The organism is Neisseria maigaei (genome assembly GCF_958267405.1).
GTDB lineage: Bacteria > Pseudomonadota > Gammaproteobacteria > Burkholderiales > Neisseriaceae > Neisseria > Neisseria bergeri.
Window position 1 is genome coordinate 16,972 of sequence record NZ_CATQFT010000018.1, and the last position, 23,808, is coordinate 40,779.

General features: G+C 51.6%; 11 protein-coding genes, 2 pseudogenes and 1 other annotated feature. Of the genes and pseudogenes, 10 read left to right on the forward strand and 3 right to left on the reverse strand.

The window, feature by feature from the left end; translation table 11 throughout:
* The first annotated feature begins 18 nt into the window (after nt 1–18).
* The 6 genes and pseudogenes from mutL (at nt 19) to Q3O06_RS05095 (ending at nt 15,090) form a co-directional block, all read left to right on the forward strand.
* Entirely contained in the window at nt 19–1,995 is a 1,977-nt protein-coding gene (gene mutL, locus Q3O06_RS05065) for a DNA mismatch repair endonuclease MutL (protein ID WP_301817963.1), read from the forward strand.
* Between the two features lie 94 nt (nt 1,996–2,089).
* Entirely contained in the window at nt 2,090–4,219 is a 2,130-nt protein-coding gene (gene dnaX / locus Q3O06_RS05070; RefSeq protein ID WP_301817964.1) for a DNA polymerase III subunit gamma/tau, read from the forward strand.
* Nucleotides 3,279–3,318 (forward strand) — a sequence feature (This ribosomal frameshift element is known only in the genus Neisseria.). (Overlaps the previous gene by 40 nt.)
* Nucleotides 4,220–4,298: 79 nt before the next feature.
* A complete protein-coding gene (locus Q3O06_RS05075) occupies nt 4,299–4,634 on the forward strand; it encodes a YbaB/EbfC family nucleoid-associated protein (RefSeq protein WP_301817965.1) in 336 nt (111 codons plus the stop codon).
* Nucleotides 4,635–5,026: 392 nt separating this feature from the next.
* Nucleotides 5,027–5,179, forward strand: a pseudogene (locus Q3O06_RS11155) (ESPR domain-containing protein); the annotation flags it as partial.
* A gap of 122 nt (nt 5,180–5,301) precedes the next feature.
* Nucleotides 5,302–5,745: pseudogene (locus Q3O06_RS11160) on the forward strand (hypothetical protein); the annotation flags it as partial.
* A 270-nt stretch (nt 5,746–6,015) separates the two neighbouring features.
* Entirely contained in the window at nt 6,016–15,090 is a 9,075-nt protein-coding gene (locus tag Q3O06_RS05095; protein ID WP_441338286.1) for a Hia/Hsf adhesin N-terminal domain-containing protein, read from the forward strand.
* 268 nt (nt 15,091–15,358) lie between these two features.
* On the opposite strand, the gene recA is transcribed toward Q3O06_RS05095, so the two are convergent.
* Entirely contained in the window at nt 15,359–16,405 is a 1,047-nt protein-coding gene (gene recA, locus Q3O06_RS05100; protein WP_002223618.1) for a recombinase RecA, read from the reverse strand.
* Nucleotides 16,406–16,571: 166 nt separating this feature from the next.
* The gene (locus tag Q3O06_RS05105) at nt 16,572–18,482 is read right to left on the reverse strand and encodes an alpha-amylase family protein (protein ID WP_301668188.1); all 1,911 of its coding nucleotides are present in this window, start codon (nt 18,480–18,482) and stop codon (nt 16,572–16,574) included.
* A 261-nt stretch (nt 18,483–18,743) separates the two neighbouring features.
* On the opposite strand from Q3O06_RS05105, the gene aroD reads away from it, so the two are divergent.
* Together aroD and rep are read left to right on the forward strand one after the other, a co-directional pair.
* Nucleotides 18,744–19,508 carry a type I 3-dehydroquinate dehydratase gene (aroD, locus tag Q3O06_RS05110; RefSeq protein ID WP_301817967.1) on the forward strand — a complete coding sequence of 255 codons (765 nt, stop codon included), beginning with the start codon at nt 18,744–18,746 and terminating at the stop codon, nt 19,506–19,508.
* Between the two features lie 22 nt (nt 19,509–19,530).
* Complete coding sequence (rep, locus tag Q3O06_RS05115; RefSeq protein ID WP_301817968.1) at nt 19,531–21,543, forward strand: DNA helicase Rep; 2,013 nt, start codon at nt 19,531–19,533, stop codon at nt 21,541–21,543.
* 252 nt (nt 21,544–21,795) lie between these two features.
* Here rep and dinB read toward each other — a convergent pair whose 3' ends face one another.
* Entirely contained in the window at nt 21,796–22,854 is a 1,059-nt protein-coding gene (gene dinB / locus Q3O06_RS05120; RefSeq protein ID WP_301817979.1) for a DNA polymerase IV, read from the reverse strand.
* Between the two features lie 253 nt (nt 22,855–23,107).
* On the opposite strand from dinB, the gene Q3O06_RS05125 reads away from it, so the two are divergent.
* Together Q3O06_RS05125 and Q3O06_RS05130 are read left to right on the forward strand one after the other, a co-directional pair.
* A complete protein-coding gene (locus tag Q3O06_RS05125; RefSeq protein ID WP_167435370.1) occupies nt 23,108–23,284 on the forward strand; it encodes a hypothetical protein in 177 nt (58 codons plus the stop codon).
* 341 nt (nt 23,285–23,625) lie between these two features.
* The gene (locus tag Q3O06_RS05130) at nt 23,626–23,796 is read left to right on the forward strand and encodes a hypothetical protein (protein ID WP_021439734.1); all 171 of its coding nucleotides are present in this window, start codon (nt 23,626–23,628) and stop codon (nt 23,794–23,796) included.
* Nucleotides 23,797–23,808 lie beyond the last annotated feature (12 nt).

The following is a 23,808-nucleotide window of genomic DNA, read 5'->3' on the forward strand; positions in this document are numbered from 1 at the left end:
GCAACGGAAGCCTACCTTATGCCACGCATTGCCGCCCTGCCCGACCATCTTGTCAACCAAATCGCCGCCGGCGAAGTGGTCGAACGCCCTGCCAACGCCTTGAAAGAAATCGTTGAAAACAGTATCGATGCAGGCGCGACGGCGATCGATGTCGAGCTGGCGGGCGGCGGCATCCGCCTCATCCGCGTCAGCGACAACGGCGGCGGCATCCACCCCGACGACATCGGGCTTGCGCTCCACCGCCATGCCACCAGCAAAATCAAAACCTTAAACGATTTGGAACACGTTGCCAGCATGGGCTTTCGCGGCGAAGGTTTGGCCAGTATCGCCTCCGTCAGCCGCCTGACCCTGACCAGCCGTCAAGAAGACAGTTCGCACGCGACCCAAGTCAAAGCCGAAGACGGCAAACTCAGCAGCCCCACCGCCGCCGCCCACCCCGTCGGCACCACCATCGAAGCCGCCGAACTCTTCTTCAACACCCCCGCGCGGCGCAAGTTTCTCAAGTCCGAAAACACCGAATACGCCCACTGCGCCACCATGCTCGAACGCCTCGCGCTGGCGCATCCGCACATCGCCTTCTCACTCAAACGCGACGGCAAACAAGTATTCAAACTTCCTGCCCAAAGCCTGCATGAACGGATTGCCGCCATTGTCGGCGATGACTTTCAGACGGCATCCCTGGAAATCGACAGCGGCAACGGCGCATTGCGGCTCTATGGCGCGATTGCCAAGCCAACCTTTGCCAAAGGCAAAACCGACAAACAATACTGCTTCGTCAACCATCGTTTTGTCCGTGACAAAGTCATGCTCCATGCCGTCAAGCAGGCATACCGCGACGTATTGCACAACGCGCTGACGCCTGCTTTCGTCCTCTTTCTCGACCTGCCGCCCGAAGCCGTGGATGTCAACGTCCATCCGACCAAAACCGAAATCCGCTTCCGCGACAGCCGGCAGGTGCACCAACTCGTGTTCCACACGCTCAACAAAGCCCTTGCCGACACGCGCGCCGACTTAACCGAAAGCGTCGGCAACGCAGGCGAAGTGTTGCATGACATTACCGGCGTTGTCTCCAACCAAATGCCGTCTGAAAGCGGCGGCGAAAATCTGTTTGATCGCGCATCCGACTACCCGGCGGGCAACAAACCCGATACGCGCAATGCCTTTGGTTCATCAGGCAAAACCGCGCCTATGCCTTACCAAGCCGCGCGTGCGCCGCAACAACACAGCCTGTCCCTGCGCGAAAGCCGCACGGCAATGAATACTTACGCCGAACTCTACAAAAAAACCGGCGACATCGACCTTGAATTGAGCCGATTAGGGCAGGCACGTTTCGGCAATATGCCGTCTGAAACACCTATCCCCAAAACAGATACGCCGCTTTCAGACGGCATCCCGTCCCAATCCGAACTGCCGCCGCTCGGCTTCGCCATTGCCCAATTATTGGGCATCTACATCCTCGCCCAAGCCGAAGACAGCCTGCTGCTCATCGATATGCACGCCGCCGCCGAACGCGTCAACTACGAAAAAATGAAACGCCAGCGGCAGGAAAACGGCAAGCTGCAAAGCCAACGCCTGCTTATTCCCGTAACCTTTGCCGCATCCCACGAAGAATGCGCCGCCCTCGCCGATTATGCCGAAACGCTGGCAGGCTTCGGCTTGGAATTGTCCGATATGGGCGGCAACACCCTCGCCGTCCGCGCCGCACCCGCAATGTTGGGCAAATCCGACGTTGTCTCGCTCGCCCGCGACGTATTGGGCGAACTTGCCCAAGTCGGCAGCAGCCAAACCATCGAAGAACACGAAAACCATATCCTCGCCACCATGTCCTGCCACGGCTCGATTCGCGCCGGCCGCAGGCTTACCCTGCCCGAAATGAACGCACTGCTGCGCGATATGGAAAACACGCCGCGCAGCAACCAATGCAACCACGGCAGGCCGACTTGGGTCAAACTGACTTTGAAAGAATTGGACGCACTGTTCTTGCGCGGACAGTAAGCCGAAAGTGCTAGAATACACCGCCCGAAGCCGACGTTCGGACGGCATTCCGACACACCGACAGAAACATCACGACCGAAACCAAGAGAAAAACATGGCCTATCAAGTTCTCGCCCGAAAATGGCGGCCCAAAACCTTTTCCGACTTAGTCGGTCAGGAACACGTCGTCAAAGCCCTGCAAAATGCCTTGGACGAAGGCAGGCTGCACCACGCCTACCTGCTGACCGGAACGCGCGGCGTAGGCAAAACCACCATCGCCCGCATCCTTGCCAAAAGCCTCAACTGCGAAAACGCGCAACACGGCGAACCTTGCGGCGTGTGCGAAAGCTGTACGCAGATCGATGCCGGACGCTATGTCGACCTACTCGAAATCGATGCCGCCTCCAACACAGGCATCGACAACATCCGCGAAGTCTTGGAAAACGCCCAATACGCGCCGACCGCCGGCAAATACAAAGTCTATATCATCGACGAAGTGCATATGCTTTCCAAAAGCGCGTTCAACGCCATGCTCAAAACGCTGGAAGAGCCGCCCGAACACGTCAAATTCATCCTCGCCACCACCGATCCGCACAAAGTCCCCGTTACCGTCTTGAGCCGCTGCCTGCAATTCGTCTTACGCAATATGACCGCGCAACAGGTTGCCGACCACCTCGCCCACGTCCTCGACAGCGAAAAAATCGCCTACGAACCCCCCGCCCTGCAACTTTTGGGGCGCGCCGCCGCCGGATCGATGCGCGATGCCTTGAGCCTGCTCGACCAGGCCATCGCCCTAGGTTCGGGCAAAGTTGCCGAAAACGATGTCCGCCAAATGATCGGCGCGGTTGACAAACAATACCTGTACGAACTGCTGACAGGCATCGTCAACCAAGACGGCGCGGCCCTGACCGCAAAAGCGCAGGAAATGGCGGCGCGTGCCGTCGGCTTTGACAATGCCTTGGGCGAACTTGCCATACTGCTGCAACACCTCGCCCTGATACAGGCAGTGCCGAATGCCTTGGCGCACGACGACCCCGATTCCGATATTCTGCACCGCCTCGCCCAAACCATAAGCGGCGAACAAATCCAGCTTTACTACCAAATCGCCGTCCACGGCAAACGCGACCTGGGCCTCGCCCCCGACGAATACGCCGGCTTTATGATGACCCTGCTGCGTATGCTCGCGTTCGCACCCTTGGCGGCAGCTTCGTGTGATGCAAACGCCGTGATTGAAAATACAGAATTTAAATCCCCATCGGCACAAACCACCGAAAAGGAAACCGCCGCAAAAAAGCCCCAACCGCACCCTGAAGCAGAAACCGCCCAAACATCCGTTCAGACGGCATCCGCAGCGGCAATGCCGTCTGAAGGCAAAACCGCCGGACCCGTTACCAATCAAGAAAACAACGATGTTCCGCCTTGGGAAAACACGCCGGACGAAGCCCAAACCGCAGACGGCACGGCGCAGGCATCGGCAAAAAACATTCAGACGGCATCCGAAGCCGGAATGCCGCCCGAAAATCAAGTTTCCCAAAACAAGGCGACCAACAACGAAACCGGATCATCCTTGTCCGAAGTGCCGTCTGAAAACCCCATTCAGGCAACACCGAATGATGAAACCGTTGAAACGGAAACATTTGCACACGAAGCCCCTGCAGAACCTTTCTACGGTTACGGCTTTCCGGATAATGACTGCCCCGTAGAAGACGGCGCAGAAATCCCGCCGCCCGATTGGGCAAATGTCCTCCCTGCCGATACCGCAGGCGGAGGCGCGGACGAAGAAGCAGAAGCAGGCGGCATCGGCGGAAACAACACGCCGTCCGACCCGCCGCCCGAATTTTCCACCGAAAACTGGGCAGCCATCGTCCGGCACTTCGCCCGCAAACTCGGCGCGGCGCAAATGCCGGCGCAACACTCCGCGTGGACGGAATACCATCCCGACACCGGACTGATGGTTTTGGCAATGACCGCCGAAGCCCGCGCCACCGCCGACAAAAAACGGCTCGACAAAATCCGCGACACCCTCGCCCAAGCCTACGGGCTGCAACTCACCCTGCAAACCGAAGACTGGCGCGACGAAGCCGGCCGGGAAACCCCCGCGATGCAGGACAAGCGCGCCCAAGCCGAAGGCAGGCAAAAAGCACAAGCCTTGCTCGAAGCCGACCCCGCCGCACAAAAAATTCTCCAAGCATTCGGCGCGCAATGGCAGCCCGAATCACTGGAATTGGCGGCAAACCGGCCATAAGCAGATATAATGCCGCCCGAACCCTTCGGACGGCATTGCCGTTTCCCTTATCCAATCAACACAGACAGGAGTTTTACCAATGTTCGGAAAAGCCGGATTAGGCGGCCTGATGAAACAGGCGCAGCAAATGCAGGAAAATATGAGAAAAGCACAAGCCAAACTTGCCGAAACCGAAGTAGAAGGCGAAGCAGGCAACGGATTGGTCAAAATCACAATGACCTGCGCGCACGAAGTACGCAAAATCGACATCAGCCCCGATTTGATTCAAGAAGCCGCCGACGACAAAGAAATGCTCGAAGACCTCATCCTCGCCGCCCTCAAATCCGCCCGTGGCAAAGCCGAAGAAACCGCAAACAAAACAATGGGCGCATTCACACAAGGTCTGCCCCCCGGAGTGGGCGACTTCTTCCGCTGACCCCCGACCGTCATTCCCACGCAGGCAGGAATGACGGAGGGCAATGCCGTCTGAAACTTCGTCATTCCCGCGAACGCGGGAATCCGGTAGGCTGGGCTGTAAGGTGGGCTGTAGGGTGGGCTTCAGCCCACCAATCCGCCAACAACCACACAAACCCCCACCGACCGTCATTCCCGCAAAAGCGGGAATCCAGAAACGCAACGCAACAGGAATTTATCGGAAAAACCCCAACCCGAACGGACTAGATTCCCGCCTGCGCGGGAATGACGGGATTTCAAGTTGAGGGAATTTCCCTGAAAAACCCCAACCCCCAAAAAACACCGGGCGGATGCCGCACCATCCGCCCCCAAACCCCTTTTTAACCATTCAAACAAACAGAAAGAGAAAACAAAATGAACAAAATATACCGCATCATTTGGAATTCGGCCCTCAATGCCTGGGTAGTCGTATCCGAACTCACCCGCAACCACACCAAACGCGCCTCCGCGACGGCGGCGGTTGCCGTATTGGCGACCCTCTTGTCCGCAACGGCACAGGCGAGCACCAACGGTTCGGGGGGGGTACCGTACCGGATAACAACTTTGACCCTGATAACCCGAGTTTTACAGATGATTATCAGACAGATGATGAAAGTGGTAACTCTAATTACAAGTTTGGTCTTGTTGTTGTGGGTAAGGATGGAACGACAAAAACTGACTTTGGTAACACTGATAACGATCAGGGAAAGGTTACCATCTCAGTAGAAAACTCTGAAAGTTCAGAAGCTAAACCTCAGTATAAAAGCAGCTACCTCTACCTCCGCGAAGACGGCGGGATTGAAATCAACCAAGAGGGACGTTCCGCCAAGTTCAAAGTAAAAGCAGGCGACGGCTTGAAGATTGACACTCAAACCGACAAACTCGTTGCCGATACCGTTGATCTTACCGTTACCAACGGCAAAGTAACCGCCCCTGCATCAGACGATGACAAGAAAAAACTCGTCACCGCAGGCAATTTGGCAACCGAGTTAAACAAATTAGGCTGGCAGCTTAAAACCACCAACGGTGCTGCCGCAGCCGGCAACGGCACGTCCTCGACCGTCAAAAACGGCGACGAAGTAGAATTTAAAGGCGAAGACGGCGTTACCGTAACCAGTTCAACTGCTAACGGCAAACACACCGTTACCATCAGAGCCGCCCAAACCCAAGGCGCAAACACAGGCGGCTCTTGGAAAATCACCGCCGATAAAGAAGACGGCGGCGAACTTGACCCTGCAAACACCGCACCTACCGAACAAGATGTCAATACAGGCGAAAAAGTTACCCTCAAAGCAGGCGACAACCTGAAAATCAAACAAAACGGCAAAGACTTCACCTACTCCCTGAAAAAAAATCTTACAGGCTTGAACGGTGTTGAAACTGCAAAATTATCGTTTGGCGCAAACGGCGATAAAGTCAATATCACAAGCGATGCCAAAGGCTTGAATTTCGCGAAAGAAACGGCCGGGGCAAACGGCGACACCACGGTTCATCTGAACGGTATCGGTTCGACTTTGACCGATACGCTGCTGAATACCGGCTCGACCATAAACGTAACCAGCGGCAACGTTACGGATGACGAGAAAAAACGTGCGGCAAGCGTCAAAGACGTATTAAACGCAGGCTGGAACATTAAAGGCGTTAACCCCGGTACAACAGCTTCCGATAACGTTGATTTCGTCCGCACTTACGACACAGTCGAGTTCTTGAGCGCAGATACGGAAACAACGACTGTTAATGTGGAAAGCAAAGACAACGGCAAGAGAACCGAAGTTAAAATCGGTGCGAAGACTTCTGTTATCAAAGAGAAAGACGGTAAGTTGGTTACTGGTAAACAGTTGAAAGATGCAAATACTGGCGCGCCAGCAAATGCAACTGAAGATGCAGACGAAGGCAAAGGCTTAGTAACTGCGGAAGCTGTGATTAATGCAGTAAACAAGGCTGGTTGGAGAATTAAAACGACAGATGCTAATGGTCAAAATGGCGACTTTACAACTGTCGCATCAGGCACAAATGTAACCTTTGCCGATGGCAATAACACGAAGGCAACTGTAACTAAAGATGGAAGTGGAAATATCACTGTTAAGTATGAAGTGAAAACTGATGGAAGTCTTACAACAGGTAATGATGGCAAACTTAAGTTAAACATACTAGATGAGAGAGATATAACAAACTTATTAGTCTCAGGTAACCAAGGCGCTGTTACTGTTAGAAAAGGGGAGTTTAATGACGTAACAACCGATGCAGGACAAGCTAATGGCGATAATCGCGGTAAGGTAACTGTAAAAAATGTAGCAGACCTTGCGAATGCAACCGATGACGACAAGAAAAAAGTCGCCACGGTGGTTGATGTCGCCAAAGCGATTAACGATGCGGCAACTTTCGTGAAAGTACAAAGCACTACTGATGATATTGAAAATGATGCTGCAAACGGAAACACCACTGACGACCAAGCCCTCAAAGCAGGCGACACTTTGACCTTTAAGGCAGGCAAAAACTTAAAAGCCAAGTTGGATAAGAATGGCAAATCCGTTACCTTTGCTTTGGCGAAAAGCATTGAGACAGACAGCGCGACTTTGAGTGAGAAGCTGTCCATCGGTAAAGGTGCGGATAAGGTTGATATTACCAGCGATGCAGATGGCTTGAAATTGGCTAAAGCAGGTAACGGAAATGTTCATTTGAATGGTTTGGATTCAACTTTGCCTGATGTAACTACAAATACAGGTTCATCAACTTCAGTAACCTTCTCGCCTAGTGAGATTGAAAAAACGAGAGCGGCTACCTTGAAAGATGTTTTAAATGCAGGCTGGAACATTAAAGGGGCTAAAGTTGCAGGCGGTAATACCGAGAATGTTGATTTGGTGGCGGGTTACGACAATGTTGAATTTATTACAGGCGATAAAAATACGCTTGATGTCGTATTAACAGCTAAAGATAACGGTAAAACAACCGAAGTAAAATTCACACCGAAAACCTCTGTTATCAAAGAAAAAGACGGTAAGTTGGTTACAGGTCAAAATGGTAAAGATAATGCCAAACCTGATGCAACTAACGACAATGACACCGGCACCGGCTTGGTTACTGCAAAAGCCGTAATTGATGCCGTGAACAAAAGCGGTTGGAGGGTAACCGGCGAGGGGACGACTGCCGAAACCGGTGCAACCGCCGTGAATGCGAACAGTCCTGAAACCGTTACATCCGGCACGAGCGTGAACTTCAAAAACGGCAATGCGACCACAGCAACCGTAAGCAAAGATAATGCAGGCAACATCAACGTCAAATACGATGTAAACACCGGAGACGGCTTGAAGCTTGATAATCAAAAAATCACTGTAGATACAGGCGATGGCTTGAAGATTGGCGATGATAAAAAAATCACTGTAAACACTGGCGACGGTTTGAAGGTTGATAACCAAAAAATCGTTGCAGACACGACCACGCTTACCGTAACAGACGGTAAAGTTACTGCCCCTGACGCAACCAATGGAAATGGGAAAAAACTGGTTAATGCAGGCGATTTAGTTGATGCGTTAAACAAATTAAGCTGGAAAGCAAAAGCTGAAGCGGATACTGATGGCGAAGTTGAACCTACTGCAAATCAAACTCCTCAAGAGGTTAAAGCAGGAGAAACCGTAACCTTCAAAGCAGGTAAGAACTTAAAAGTGAAACAGTCTGGAAAAGACTTTACTTATTCGCTGAAAGACGAACTTGCAGGCTTGACCAGCATTACTTTGGGTACGGCTGGAAACGGCAAAACCACAACCAAAATTACTGAAAATGGTTTAACTGTTTCTACCACCCCGGCAAATGGCGGTACGGCTACCGAAGTCAAAATCGGTTCAGACGGCATTAGTGCGGGTAATAAAGCCATTACCAACGTTGCAAGCGGTTTGAAAACCTACGGGGACAATCAAGCCAATGCGGCAGGACAAGCAGGCAATCCCGTTGCCGCCGCCAAAAACGGACTGATTGACTTGAGCCAACCGAATACCGGAGCGGCAGGCACAGGCACGTCCGTAGCCGACACCACAGCCGCAACCGTAGGCGATTTGCGTAAACTCGGCTGGGTGCTTTCGGCTGATAAAACTACAGATAATAACGGTACGGCATTCCACGCCGCCGTTAAAAACGCCGAAGAAGTCGAGTTCAAAGGCACAGGCAAAGCCACCGTGTCCGCAAAAACCGAAAACGGCAAACATACCGTAACGATTGATGTTGCAGAAACCAAAATCGAGGCTTCAGACGGCATCGAGAAGACTACTGACGGCAAACTCAAACTGAAAGTAAAAACAGGCAATGACAACTTATTGACTGTGGATGCTGACGGCGCATCTGTTGCCAAAGGCAAGCTTGAAGTTGTAAGCACCACAGCCAATAGCGACAAGAAAGGTCAGGTAAAAGCGAAAAGTGCGAATGGAACTGATGCTACCGATAAGGACGTGGCAACAGTGAAGGATGTTGCCGACGCTATTAACAAAGCAGAAACTTTCGTAAAAGTAGAAAATTCTACTGAAGATATTGAAGATGCAGCAGCCAATGAGGCAGATAATACCGAAGAAGCCCTTAAAGCAGGCGATACCTTGACCTTTAAAGCAGGTAAAAACCTGAAAGTTAAACGTAGTGGAAAAGAAATTACTTTTGACTTGGCGAAAAACCTTGATGTGAAAACCGCGACCGTGAGCGATAAGTTGTCGATTGGTAAAGATACGAACAAAGTTAATGTAACCAGTACGGCTGACGGTTTGACCTTTACAAAAGAAAATGGAACACCTGTAGCAGGAAGTGGTGCGCCTGATACGAGAATTTATTTAAATGGTATTGCAACTACTTTAACTGAGCCAAGTGCAGGAGCGAAGTCTTCACACGTTGATTTAAATGTGGATGCAGCGAAAAAATCTCACGCGGCAAGCATTGAAGATGTGTTGCGTGCAGGTTGGAATATTAAAGGTGCTAAGACTGTAGGCGGTGCGGTTGATAATGTTGATTTTGTTGCGACTTACGATACTGTGGAGTTTACAGATGATGGTAAAGGCACAACGACAGTAACTGTAACCCAAAAAGAGAATGGCAAAGGTGCTGACGTTAAAATCGGTGCGAAGACTTCCGTTATCAAAGACCACAACGGCAAACTGTTTACAGGCAAAGACCTGAAAGATGCGAATAATGGTGCAACCGTTAGTGAAGATGATGGCAAAGACACCGGCAACGGCTTGGTTACTGCAAAAGCTGTGATTAATGCAGTAAACAAGGCGGGTTGGAGAATTAAAACAACCGCTGCCAATGGTCAAGCTGGTCAAGCCGGAGATAATTTTGAAACCGTTACATCAGGCACAAATGTAACCTTTGATGATGGCGATGGAACTAAAGCAACTGTAACTAAAACTGATGCTGGTGGTATTACTGTTAAATACGAAGCGAAAGTTGGCGACGGCTTGAAGTTTGACAATAACAAAAAAATCGTTGCAGATACGACCACGCTTACTGTGAATGGAGCGGCTGCAAATGGTGCTGTTGATAACACAACTCCGAAAGGTAAAGTCAAAGAGATTACTTCTGAAGACGACAAGAAAAAACTGGTTAAAGCAGGCGATTTGGTAACTGCCTTAAACAGCTTAAGCTGGACGGCGACTGCTGGTGCAGAAGACGGTGGTGAAAAAGAGGGTAACGCAACCGAACAAGAAGTCAAAGCTGGCGACAAAGTAACCTTTAAAGCGGGCGACAACCTGAAAATCAAACAAAGCGGCAAAGACTTCACCTACTCGCTGAAAAAAGAGCTGAAAGACCTGACCAGCATTGAGCTTAAAGGTACAGCGAATAGCGGTAAAAACGGTGCAAGCACCAAGATTGACCAAAACGGCTTAACCATCACTCCAGCAGCTAATGGTGCGGGCGGCACAGGTGCGTCTAACGGAAACGCCATCAGCGTAACCAAAGATGGCATTAGCGTCGGCGGTAAAACCGTTAAGAATATTACAAGCGGTTTGAATGCTTATGGCGATGCGAATTTTAAGTTAGCTGATAATTCGATAGCAGATTCAGAAAGACACGTTCAAGACGCTTATAAAGGCTTATTAAATCTGAATGAAAAAGGTGCAGATAAGCAACACTTCTTAGTTGCCGATAATACGGCGGCAACCGTAGGCGATTTGCGTAAATTGGGCTGGGTATTGTCAACCAAAAACGGTACGGCGGATGATCCAAACCAACAAGTCAAACAGGCGGATGAAGTGTTGTTTGAAGGCAAAGGCGGTGCGAAGGTTACTTCCACTTCTGCAAACGGCAAACACACCATTACCATTGATGTGGCAGAAACCAAAGTTGGCGATGGTCTTGAGAAAGATACTGCTGATGGCAAAATCAAACTCAAGGTTAAAACTAAAACTGGCGAGGATAATTTATTAACTGTAGATGCTGACGGTGCGTCTGTTGCCAAAGGTAGCTTTGCTGACGTAAACACTAATGCGCCTACGCAAGGTCAAACTGCGGATACTAATCGCGGTAAAGTGGTTGTTAAGGCTTCAGCTACTGATGCAAATGGCGAGCAACCAACCGAGACTGACAAGAAAAAAGTGGCAACTGTCGGCGATGTTGCGGATGCTATCAATAGTGCGGCAACCTTTGTGAAAGTGGAAAGCACAGAAGATGAAATTGAGGACAATCAACAAGCTGATAATGCAGACCAAGCCCTTAAAGCAGGCGACACCTTAACCTTTAAAGCAGGCAAAAACTTAAAAGCCAAGCTGGATAAGACCGGCAAATCCGTTACCTTTGCTTTGGCGAAAAGCATTGAGACAGACAGCGCGACTTTGAGTGAGAAGCTGTCCATCGGTAAAGATGCGGATAAGGTTGATATTACTAGTGATAGTAAAGGGTTGAACTTCGCGAAACCGGGTGCGAATGGTCAAAACGGCAATGTCCACTTAAACGGTATTGCTTCGACTTTGGATGACCCTCGTGTAGGTGGAAAAACTGCACACTTGGACAAAGCAATCAATGACGCAGAACGCAATCGTGCTGCAAGCGTGGGGGATGTATTAAATGCAGGTTGGAATATTCGCGGCGCAAAAACGATTGGCGGTACAGTTGATAATGTTGATTTTGTTTCACCTTATGACACCGTTGAATTTGCCAGCGGCGCAAACGCAAATGTAACCGTTACAACCGATGCAAATCACAAAAAGACAACCGTCCGTGTGGATGTAACGGGCTTGCCGGTCCAATATGTTACGGAAGACGACAAAACCGTTGTGAAAGTGGGCAATAAGTATTACGAAGCCAAAGATGACGGTTCGGCGGATATGGCTAAAACAGTCGACACCGACAAGCTGGCGAAAACCAAAGTGAAATTGGTATCGGCAAGCGGTAAAGATCCGGTGAAAATCACCAATGTTGCGGACGGCACGGAAGATACCGATGCGGTCAGCTTTAAGCAGTTGAAAGCCTTGAAAGACCAAAAGGTTACTTTAACTGCGAGCAATGCTTATGCCAATGGCGGTGCAGATACCAACGACGGCGAAGCAACTCAAACTTTAAGCAATGGTTTGAATTTTAAATTTAAATCCGCAGACCGCGAGTTGTTGAAAATTAGTGCGACCGGCGACACAGTTACCTTTACGCCGAAAGAGGGTTCTGTTCAGGTTGGCGCAGACGGTAAGGCTACGATTCTGAATGGTGCAAATTCTACTAACGGTTTGGTTGAGGCTGGAAAATTGGTAGACAGCCTGAACAAACTGGGTTGGAAAGTCGGCACCGGCACTGACGGCACGGGAGCGACCGATGGCACATCCAACGATACTTTAGTGAAGTCGGGCGATAAAGTAACTTTGAAAGCCGGCGATAATCTGAAGGTCAAACAAGAGGGCACAAACTTCACTTACGCGCTCAAAGATGAATTGACGGGCGTGAAGAGCGTGGAGTTTAAAGACACGGCGAATGGTGCAAACGGTGCAAGCACGAAGATTACCAAAGACGGCTTGACCTTTACGCCGGCAACCGGCGCGAATGGCGGTAATGTAACTGATGCCGATAAAGTTAAAATCGGTTCAGACGGCATCAGCGCGGGTAATAAAGCGGTTAAAAACGTTGTGAGCGGACTGAAGAAATTTGGTGATGGTCATATGTTGGCAAATGGCACTATTGCAGATTTTGAAAAGCATAATGATACTGCCTATAAAGGCTTGACCAATTTGGATGAAAAAGGCGCGGATAATCATCCGACTGTTGCCGACAATACCGCCGCAACCGTGGGCGATTTGCGCGGCTTGGGCTGGGTCATTTCTGCGGACAAAACCACAGGCGGCTCAACGGAATATCACGCTCAGGTGCGGAATGCGAACGAAGTGAAATTCAAAAGCGGCAACGGTATCAATGTATCCGGTAAAACATTGAATAACGGTACACGCGAAATTACCTTTGAATTGGCTAAAGGCGAAGTAACCAATAAAGTCAGTGTAACCAAGAACGATAATTCTACTGTTGAAGCGGTTGTTATCGATGGGAAATACTATGAACGTGATGAAAACGGTAAGCCTAAATTAGATAAGGAAATTTCATCTACAGATATTAAGTCAACAGACAACAAAGGTTCCGGTTATGTTACAGGTAACCAAGTGGCTGATGCGATTGCGAAATCAGGCTTTGAGCTTGGTTTGGCTGATGCGGCGGAAGCTGAAAAAGCCTTTGCGGAAAGCGCAAAAGACAAGCAATTGTCTAAAGATAAGGCGGAAACCGTAAATGCCAACGATAAAGTCCGTTTTGCCGACGGCAAAAATACCAAAGTGAGCGCGGCAACGGTGGAAAGCACCGATGCAAACGGCGAAAAAGTAACCACAACCTTTGTGAAAACCGATGTGGAATTGCCTTTAACGCAAATCTACAACACCGATGCAAACGGTAAGAAAATCGTTAAAAATGCTGACGGAAAATGGTATGAACTGAAAACTGACGGTACGGCTGATACGAGCAAAGAAGTTACCCTCGGTAACGTGGATTCAGACGGCAAGAAAGTTGTGAAAGACAACGATGACAAGTGGTATCACGCCAAAGCTGACGGTACTGCGGATAAATCAACACAAGCGGTTGATAATTCAAAAGTTTCCACCGATGAAAAACACGTTGTCAGCCTTGATCCGAACAATCAATCGAACGGCAAAGGCGTGGTGATTGACAATGTGGCCAATGGCGATATTTCGCCAACCAGCAAACAGGCGGTAAACGGCAGCCAGATTTTCGCATTGACCGGCAACAAAACACCGAATATCACGAGTATCACGGTAGATAAGGATGGTAAAACGGTAAACGTCGGCACAGCCGGAAACGCGAACGATACCAACAAAACGTATCACAACGTCGTGGTGGGCGAAGACGGTAAAACCCCGTTATTGACCACTTATAATGTGGAAGGCAGAAAAGAAGTGATCACCAATTCGGTGGTCGAAGCCATCTACAATATGAATGAGCAAGGGATTAAGTTCTTCCACTCCAACGACGGCAAAGCGACTAGCAGAATCGAACGAAGCAATGAAATCGATTCCAGCGCAAGTGGCAAATATGCAACGGCGATTGGTGCGAAAGCCGATGCGGCAGGCGAAAATGCCATTGCCTTCGGCTACGGCTCAAAAGCATTGCGCGATAACACAGTGGCGATTGGTACGGGCAACGTTGTGAATGCGGAAAAATCCGGCGCATTCGGCGATCCGAACTACATCGAAGATGGTGCAAGCGGCAGCTACGCTTTCGGTAACGATAACCGTATTACTTCTAAAAACACGTTTGTGTTGGGTAATGGGGTTAATGCGAAATATAAAGCCAATGGAGAAGTTGATACCGAAACCGCAACCGTTAAGGACAAAGACGGTCAAGAGACTACCGTTACCGTTCCTAAAGCGTTAGGGGCTACAGTTGAAAACTCTGTTTATCTGGGTAATAAATCGACCGCGACAAAAGATACAGGCAGCAACCTGAAATCCGACGGCACGGCGGGTAATACCACAACCGCCGGCGCGACGGGTACGGTAAACGGCTTTGCCGGCGCGACGGCGCACGGTGCGGTTTCTGTCGGCGCGAGCGGCGAAGAAAGACGTATCCAAAACGTTGCGGCAGGCGAAATTTCCGCCACTTCCACCGATGCGATTAACGGCAGCCAGCTGTATGCGGCAACCAAAGGCATCGCCGATCAGGCCGTCGGTATGGTCAGGGCGTTGAAACGCGAACTGGAAGGCGTTGCCGCCGGTGCGAATGCCGCAGCCGCCTTGCCGCAATCGTACCTGCCCGGAAAATCGATGATTTCCGCCGCAACGGGCGCATACGGTTCGACAGGCGCACTCGCCGTCGGCTACTCCAGCATCAGCGACAACGGCAAATGGGTGGTCAAAGGCCAGCTCAACATCAATACCCGAAGCAAAGCCGGCGGCGGTGTCGGCGTGGGCTATATCTGGTAACAACCCAGAAGCGTTGAAAAATGCCGTCTGAAAGGCTTCAGACGGCATTTTTATTGCCCCGTCCGATGGTTCGCAACGGGAAAACCGTATCGCATAACGGGCGGATGTGTATTTCAGAGGACGCGGGACAAGTGTGTAGGGTAAGGCGTAGCAACTGTATTTTTCACCATGTCGGGCAAAAATACCAAAACTCAAATCAAGCCGTTCGGAGGCGGCTCAAAAAAACGGTACTTCGCAGCAGAAGTACCGTTTATCGGGATTTCAGGTTTTATTCTTCGGGACGTTCGCCATCGGTTTCGTCCTGCGTCCCTTCGGTGATGTGCATTTCTACACCGTTGAGGGCGCGGATTTTTGCGTCGATTTCGTCGGCAATTTCGGGGTTTTCTTTCAGCCAGACGCGGACGTTGTCTTTGCCCTGACCGATTTTCGCGCCGTTGTAGCTGTACCACGCGCCGGATTTGTTGATGATGTCGTTTTTCACGCCGATGTCGATCAATTCGCCTTCCCAACTGATGCCTTCTCCGTAGAGGATGTCAAACTCTGCCTGACGGAACGGGGGGGCGACTTTGTTTTTGATGACTTTGACGCGGGTTTCGTTGCCCAATACTTCTTCGCCTTTTTTGATGGATCCGGTGCGGCGGATGTCGAGGCGGACGGAGGAGTAGAATTTGAGGGCGTTGCCGCCGGTGGTGGTTTCGGGGCTGCCGAACATTACGCCGATCTTCATCCGGATTTGGTTGATGAATACAACCAGCGTATTGGTTTTTTTGATGTGTCCGGTCAGTTTGCGCAAAGCCTGGCTCATCAGGCGCGCCTGCAGTCCGACGTGGCTGTCCCCCATATCGCCTTCGATTTCGGCTTTGGGGACGAGTGCGGCTACGGAATCGACGACTACCATATCTATGCCGCCCGAACGGACGAGCGTGTCGCAGATTTCCAAAGCCTGTTCGCCGGTATCGGGCTGGGACAGGTAAAGCTCTTCGACTTTTACGCCGAGTTTGCGGGCGTAAACGGGATCAAAGGCGTGTTCGGCATCGACAAAGGCGCACACGCCGCCGTTTTTCTGGCATTGGGCGACGGCTTCGAGGCAGAGGGTGGTTTTGCCGGAGGATTCGGGGCCGAAGATTTCGACGATGCGCCCGCGCGGCAGGCCGCCGACTCCGAGGGCGAGGTCTAATCCGAGCGATCCGGTGGAAATGACTTCGAGGTTTTCTTCCTGCTGGCTGCCGTCCATTTTCATGATGGCGCCTTTGCCGAAACTTTTTTCGATTTGCGCCAGTGCGGCGGCAAGGGCTTTGCTTTTGTCGTCTGACATTGGGGTTACTCCGGAACAAATGCGGTATGTAGGATGCGGCGCAACACGGGCTGCGGCGCGGGATGTGATGGGCGGCTATTATCGCATGTTTCCCTTTTGGGGACTACCGTCCGCTTCGGCACAAATGCCGTCTGAAACGGTTCAAACGGCATTCGGGAAGCGTGCGTCAGGCGATTTCGAGCCACATGACCTGATAGGGCTGAAGCGTCAAATCCTGATTCAAGCTGACAGTTTTGCCGCCGATGAGGTCGTGCGCCTTGAAAGGCATGGCTTGCAGGGTATGCGCGGTAACGGTTTGCGGATATTCGCTGAAGTTGCCGAATGCCAAAAGCGCGTTGTTGCGGATGTAGCCGATGATGTGTTTGTTGTTGGTGTTGAAAGTAACCAGCCTGCCGCCGTCGAAGCGCGGATTGCTTTGGCGGACGGCAATCATATGGCGCAAGCCCTGATAGATTTGCCCGGCTGCGGTCGACGGATCGTTGCGTTGCGCGTACAGGGCTTCGTTATAACGCGGACGGTGCGCCCAACGGCTGTCGTCGCTTTTGTTGCCGTCTTGCGCCCAGCCGTCGTCGTTGGGCGTGCCCACTTCGTCGCCGAGGTAAATCAGGGGCAGCCCGCCGGTACTCAATGCGATGCTGTACAGAAGTTTGATGCGGCTGACGGCGTGGGGGTCATTTTGAGCCAAGCCTGCCAATGCGGCGGACGTACCGCTGACGCGGCAGTCGCCCGTGTTGGGGTTGTATTGGAAGGGTACGCCACGCGCGAAGCTGCCGTCGAAACGGTTGACGAAGAAGCGGTTGAGGAACTGGCGGTGATCGTAGCCGCTTATGCCCAGATATGCCGCATCTTCATCGGCAAACGTCCAGCCGATGTCGTCGTGGCTGCGGACGTAGTTGACCCAGGCGGTATGCTCGGGCAGGTTGTGGCGGTAGGTCAGCGCCTGATGGAGCAGGTTGACTTCGCGCGTGGCAAGGGTGTTCCACAACAATGCCATTTGCAGGGGGTTGTAACCGATTTGGCATTCGTCCTGCCCGATGTATTGGACGACTTGGTCGGGGTGGACGATGGCTTCGGATTTGAAGAACACGGCGGGCGCGGCAATACGCATAACGGCATTGAACGCGCGGATGAGGGCGTGCGCCTGCGGCAGGTTTTCGCAGCTTGTACCCATTTGTTTCCAAATAAAGGCAACCGCATCCATACGCAAGATGTCAACGCCCAAGTTGGCAAGGAACAGCATTTCGCCCGCCATTGCGCGGAATACCCACGGGTTGCTGTAATTCAAGTCCCATTGGAAGGAATTGAACGTCGTCCACACCCAGCGTCCGTCTTCCAGTTGCGAGAAGCCGCCCGGGTGCTGGTCGGGGAAGATTTCGCGCAGGGTGCGGTCGTATTGGTCGGGCATCCGGCGGTCGGGGAAAATATAGTAGAAATTGTCGAAAAGCGGGTCGCCGGCGGCGCAGCGTTGCGCCCATTCGTGTTCGTTGGAGGTGTGGTTGAAGATAAAATCGACGACGGCGGAAATGCCGGCTTCGTGCAGCGCGGCAATGACTTCGCGCAAGTCGCCTATTGTGCCCAGTGCCGGATTGACATCGCGGTAGCTGCTGACCGCATAGCCGCCGTCGCTTTTGCCTTCGGGACATTTGAACAACGGCATCAGGTGCAGGTAGGTCAGACCAAGCTCTTGAAAATAAGGGATTTTGGCTTTCAGACCCTTCAAATCGCCGGCGAACAAATCAACGTAGCACACGCCGCCGACCTGTTTGTTGGACAAAATCCAATCGGGGTTGTTTTCGCGTTCGATGTCAATGTTTTTCAGGGACGCGCTGCGTTGGGAATAGCTCTGCCATGCCTGCGCCAGCAGCATTTCCAGCATAGGCAGCAGGGCTTCGTTGTTGCCGTACACGCTGTCGAGTTCGTTCATCAATTTGTGAAAATGCGTATCCATGCGGCGCGAAAACTGCTGCCAGTCTTCCGATTTTTCGATGCCGGCGCGCTGTTCGGGTGTGTAGATGTCCAAGATGCGCGTTTTGAGGTGCTGTAAAATCAAACCGACTTGCTGCGTGGGGGTCAACATGATGCCTGCTCCGATTCTGAAGTTTCCGACCGGCGGTCTGCCGCCGTATCCTGCACGCGCCGTGTAGGGCGTGTCGTGCAATCATACTGCAAGAACTGCGGACTGACTAGAAAAGACAGGGCTTGTGCCAAGTCTGCATTCCGATATGCGGATGCTGCTTGATTCATATCAAGCCGGCCGCACAGAAATGCCGTCTGAAACATTGCCTGTGCCTTTGCTATAATTGCGTCTTTACCGTTCCCTTCAGCCGCAACAACCGCCATGCACACCAGCCTTACCGTCAAAAATACCGTTATCGGAAGCGGACGCACCAAAATCGCCGTGCCGCTTGTCGCCCGCGATGCCGCCGAACTTTCCGCCGTACTTGACCAAATCAAAAACCTGCCCTTCGACATCGTCGAGTTCCGCGCCGACTTTTTGGAATGCGCGGGCAGCATCGGCGAAGTATTGCGCCACACGCAGACCGTCCGCGACGCGCTGCCCGACAAACCGCTGCTGTTTACGTTCAGACGGCATGGCGAAGGCGGCGCGTTCCCGTGTTCGGACGGTTATTATTTCAAACTGCTCGACGCGCTGATTGAAAGCCGCCTGCCCGACATTATCGATATCGAGCTGTTTTCCGGCGAAACCGCCGTCCGGCGCGCCGTGGCGGATGCTCAAAAAAACGGCATCGCCGCCCTGCTCTGCAATCATGAGTTTCAACGCACGCCGCCGCAAGAAGAAATCGTATGCCGTCTGAAACAGATGGAGGACTGCGGCGCGGACATCTGCAAAATTGCGGTGATGCCGCAAAGCGCGGAAGATGTGCTGACTTTGCTTTCTGCCACGCTCGAAGCGAAACAGCTTGCCGCCAAACCGGTTGTTACGATGTCGATGGGGCAAAAGGGGGCGGTCAGCCGCCTTGCCGGACAAACGTTCGGCTCAAGCATCACATTCGGTTCGGGAACGCAAAACTCCGCGCCCGGGCAAATCGGCGTATCCGCCCTCCGTGCGGCACTTGACTGCCTCGAAAGCGGCGCGGACTGATTTCAGACGGCATCAAAACACAATGCAACTCAATCCCCAACAACTCGAAGCCGTCCGTTACCTCGGCGGTCCCCTGCTCGTCCTTGCAGGCGCGGGCAGCGGAAAAACCGGCGTGATTACGCAAAAAATCAAGCATTTGATTGTCAATGTCGGCTATCTGCCGCATACCGTCGCCGCAATTACCTTTACCAACAAAGCCGCTGCGGAAATGCAGGAGCGCGTCGCCAAAATGCTGCCCAAGTCGCAAACGCGCGGGCTGACGATTTGCACGTTCCACTCTTTAGGCATGAAGATTTTGCGCGAAGAGGCGAACCATATCGGTTACAAAAAAAACTTCTCCATCCTCGACTCCACCGACAGCGCGAAAATCATCGGCGAACTTCTGGGCGGTACGGGCAAAGAAGCCGTATTCAAAGCGCAACACCAGATTTCCCTGTGGAAAAACGATTTAAAAACGCCTGAAGATGTCGTTCAGACGGCCTCTAATGCGTGGGAACAACAAACCGCGCGCGTGTATGCAAGTTATCAGGAAACCTTACAAAGCTATCAGGCAGTGGACTTCGACGACTTAATCCGCCTGCCCGCCGTGCTGTTGCAGCAAAACAGCGAAGTACGCAACAAATGGCAGCGGCGGCTGCGTTATCTGTTGGTTGACGAATGCCAAGATACGAATACCTGCCAATTTACGTTGATGAAACTTCTGACCGGCGCGGAAGGTATGTTTACCGCCGTCGGCGATGACGATCAGTCCATCTACGCTTGGCGCGGCGCGAACATGGAAAACCTGCGTAAAATGCAGGAAGACTATCCGCAGATGAAGGTTATCAAGCTGGAGCAAAACTACCGCTCCACCGCGCGGATTCTCAAAATCGCCAATAAAGTGATTGAAAACAATCCCAAGTTGTTCACCAAAAAACTTTGGTCTCAGTTTGGCGAAGGCGAAATTGTCAAAGTCGTTGCCTGTCAAAGCGAGCAGCACGAAGCCGACTGGGTTGTCAGCCAAATCGTCAAGCAGAAACTGGTCGGCGGCGACAAAACCCAATACGCCGATTTCGCCGTCTTATACCGCGGCAACCATCAGGCGCGGATTTTTGAAGAAGCCTTGCGCAGCGCACGCGTTCCCTACCAACTCTCCGGCGGACAAAGCTTTTTCGACAAAGCCGAAATCAAAGACGTTTTGTCCTACTTACGCCTGCTTGCCAATCCCAACGACGATCCTGCCTTCCTACGCGCCGTCACCACACCCAAACGCGGCATCGGCGATGTAACGTTGGGCAAACTCAATACCTACGCGCACGAACACGAATGCAGCCTATATGAAGCCGCGCAAACCGAAGAAGCGCTTGCCCTGTTGAACCATACCAACCGCCAATACCTGCAAGCCTTCATGGATATGATTGAAAACTACCGCGCCAAAGCCGAAACCAGCGAAGCAGGCGAGCTTATTCATAACTTACTGAAAGAAATCGACTACGAAAACCACCTGTTGGACAACGAAGAAGGAAAAGCAGGCGAAATCAAATGGCGCAACGTTACCGACCTGACCGGCTGGCTAGAGCGCAAAGGCGAGCAAAACGGCAAAAACATCATCGAACTCGCCCAAACCGTCGCCTTGATGACGCTTTTGGAAGGAAAAGACGAAGAAGAAACCGATGCCGTCTCGCTATCCACGCTACACGCCGCCAAAGGTTTGGAGTATCCGTATGTTTTCCTTGTCGGTTGCGAAGAAGGTGTTTTGCCGCACAACGACAGCATCGAAGAAGGCAACGTCGAAGAAGAACGCCGCCTGATGTACGTCGGCATTACCCGCGCCAAACGCCAACTCACACTGACCCACTGCGTCAAACGCAAAAAACAAGGCACATGGCAGTTCCCCGAACCCAGCCGATTCATAGACGAAATGCCGCAGGAAGATTTGAAAATCCTGGGGCGCAAAGGCGGCGAGCCGATTGTCAGCAAGGAAGAAGGCAGGCGCAACCTTGCCGATATAATCGGAAGGCTCGACAGCATGAAAAAAGGCGGTCCGGCGGATTAACCCAAGATAGGGAAACGAAGCCGGAGACAATGTATAGTGGATTAAATTTAAACCAGTACGGCGTTGTCTCGCCTTAGCTCAAAGAGAACGATTCTCTAAGGTGCTGAAGCACCAAGTGAATCGGTTCCGTACTATTTGTACTGTCTGCGGCTTCGTCGCCTTGTCCTGATTTTTGTTAACCCACTATAAAGCAGCCATACCGTCTGAAAACCGTTCAGACGGTATGTTTTTTGGACGGCGTGGTAAATCGGCTTACGCCCACAAGCCCTGCTGTTGGTTTTTCGGCACAAGGCGGCCGACACCGATACCGATGAGGCGGAACGCGTCTTCCGTCTGTGGCGGGACGCGCGCCATCAACATTTGCGCAGCCTGCAGCAGAGCTGCGCAATCGGGCAATACGGAGGAATAAGTCAGCGTGCGCGTGATGATGCGGAAATCGTAGGTCTTCAGCTTGAGCGTTACGCTTTGGGCTTCGACGTTTTTGCGCGTGATTTGCCGCCACAGATCTTCGGCAAGATGGGGCAGGTGTCCGGCAGCCTGCTCGAGCGGCAAGTCTTCGGGCAGGGTGATTTCTGTGGAGATTTGGAGGCGTTCGCGTTCGGCTTTGACGGGGCGTTCGTCCGTACCACGCGCCAAATCATAGAGGCGGTAGCCGTAGCGTCCGAAATGGTTTAAGAGTTCACCGCGCTCGAAACGGCGCAAATCGCCCGCCGTCTGCATACCCAGCGACTGCATTTTTCTCAGCGTTACCTTGCCCACGCCGGGGATTTTGCCCAAAGGCAGGGTTTCCAAAAATGCCATGACTTTGTGCGGCGGCAACACAAACTGCCCGTTCGGCTTGCGCCAGTCCGATGCGATTTTCGCCAGAAATTTGTTCGGCGCGATGCCTGCGGATGCAGTCAAACCCGTTTCCGCAAAAATGGCGGCACGGATTTCTTTGGCAACTTCGCTGGCGTAAGGGATGTTTTTGAAATTACGGGTAACGTCAAGATAGGCTTCGTCCAGCGACAGGGGTTCGATTAAATCGGTATAACGCCTGAATACGGCGTGAATCTGCGCGGAAACCTGACGGTACAAGTCGAAATGCGGCGGCACATACACCGCTTGCGGACACAGCCTTTTCGCCGTTGCCACCGACATCGCGGAATGCAGCCCGAACTGCCGTGCCTCATACGATGCGGCGCAAATCACCGAACGCGTACCCTCCCACGCGACGACCACCGGCCGCCCTTTCAAATGCGGCTGTTCGCGCAGCTCTACCGATGCGTAGAACGCGTCCATGTCGATATGGATGATTTTGCGTGAAGGCATATGTCTATACATAATATAATGCATCCATTCGATAAAGCAAAGCCCCGAAGTGGCAGCTTCGGGGGCTTATCGGATAGAAAGGAGGCTTGAAGAAATGGCGAAAGTTATTTTATTCCTGTTTCTTTTGTTAGTTTGCGCTCCAGCCTACTAATGAAAAACTGAAATAACAAGGGGTGGCAGAACACCGCGCCCCTTTCGCCAACCTTTCTACGAGCCATTTTACTACAATAGTTTTAAAAATCAAGGATTACCTATGGTTGATGAAAAACTGGCCGAATACCGCAAACGGGCGGCAGCCAAGAGGACGATAAAAAATGTCTCTTTTAACAACGAAGCCGAGAAAGATTTACTTGAGTTTGCAAATAAAGTTGATTTTTCCCAATGGGTTAAAGAACAAATCCGAAAAGAGTTTAAAAATCGGCTCAAGTAACATAAATGCCGTCTGAACAGGGCTTCAGACGGCATTTTTCTTTGATTTTATCGGAGGTAAGGCTTGACTTTTTCGTAACAACGAAATATAATACAACCATTCAGAAAGCACTTAGCCCCGAGAGGCGGCAACCAATCGGGGCAAGTTAAGTCTGAATGGAAAGGTAGCAAAAAATGAATTGGAAATTGTTTATATTGCTGATTATTCTTCTAATTGCAACTGCTCAAGAATGTAATTAGAAAATAGCTTTTAAACAAAGGGGTGGCAGAACACCGCGCCCCTTCCAATTCAAACCTGCTGCCATTTTAACGCAATCCGATAAAAAATCAAGGAGCATACCTATGGAAGAAGACAAAATAGCCGAATCAAAAAAGAGATACGAAAAGGAAAAGCGGGCGCATCGCGGCGTTTCATTTAACCGCGATACCGAACAAGAGTTATTGGATTTTGTAGATAAAGTTAACTTCTCCCAATGGGTTAAAGAGAAAATCCGCGAAGAGATGCAAAAATAGGGTGTTGGAAAC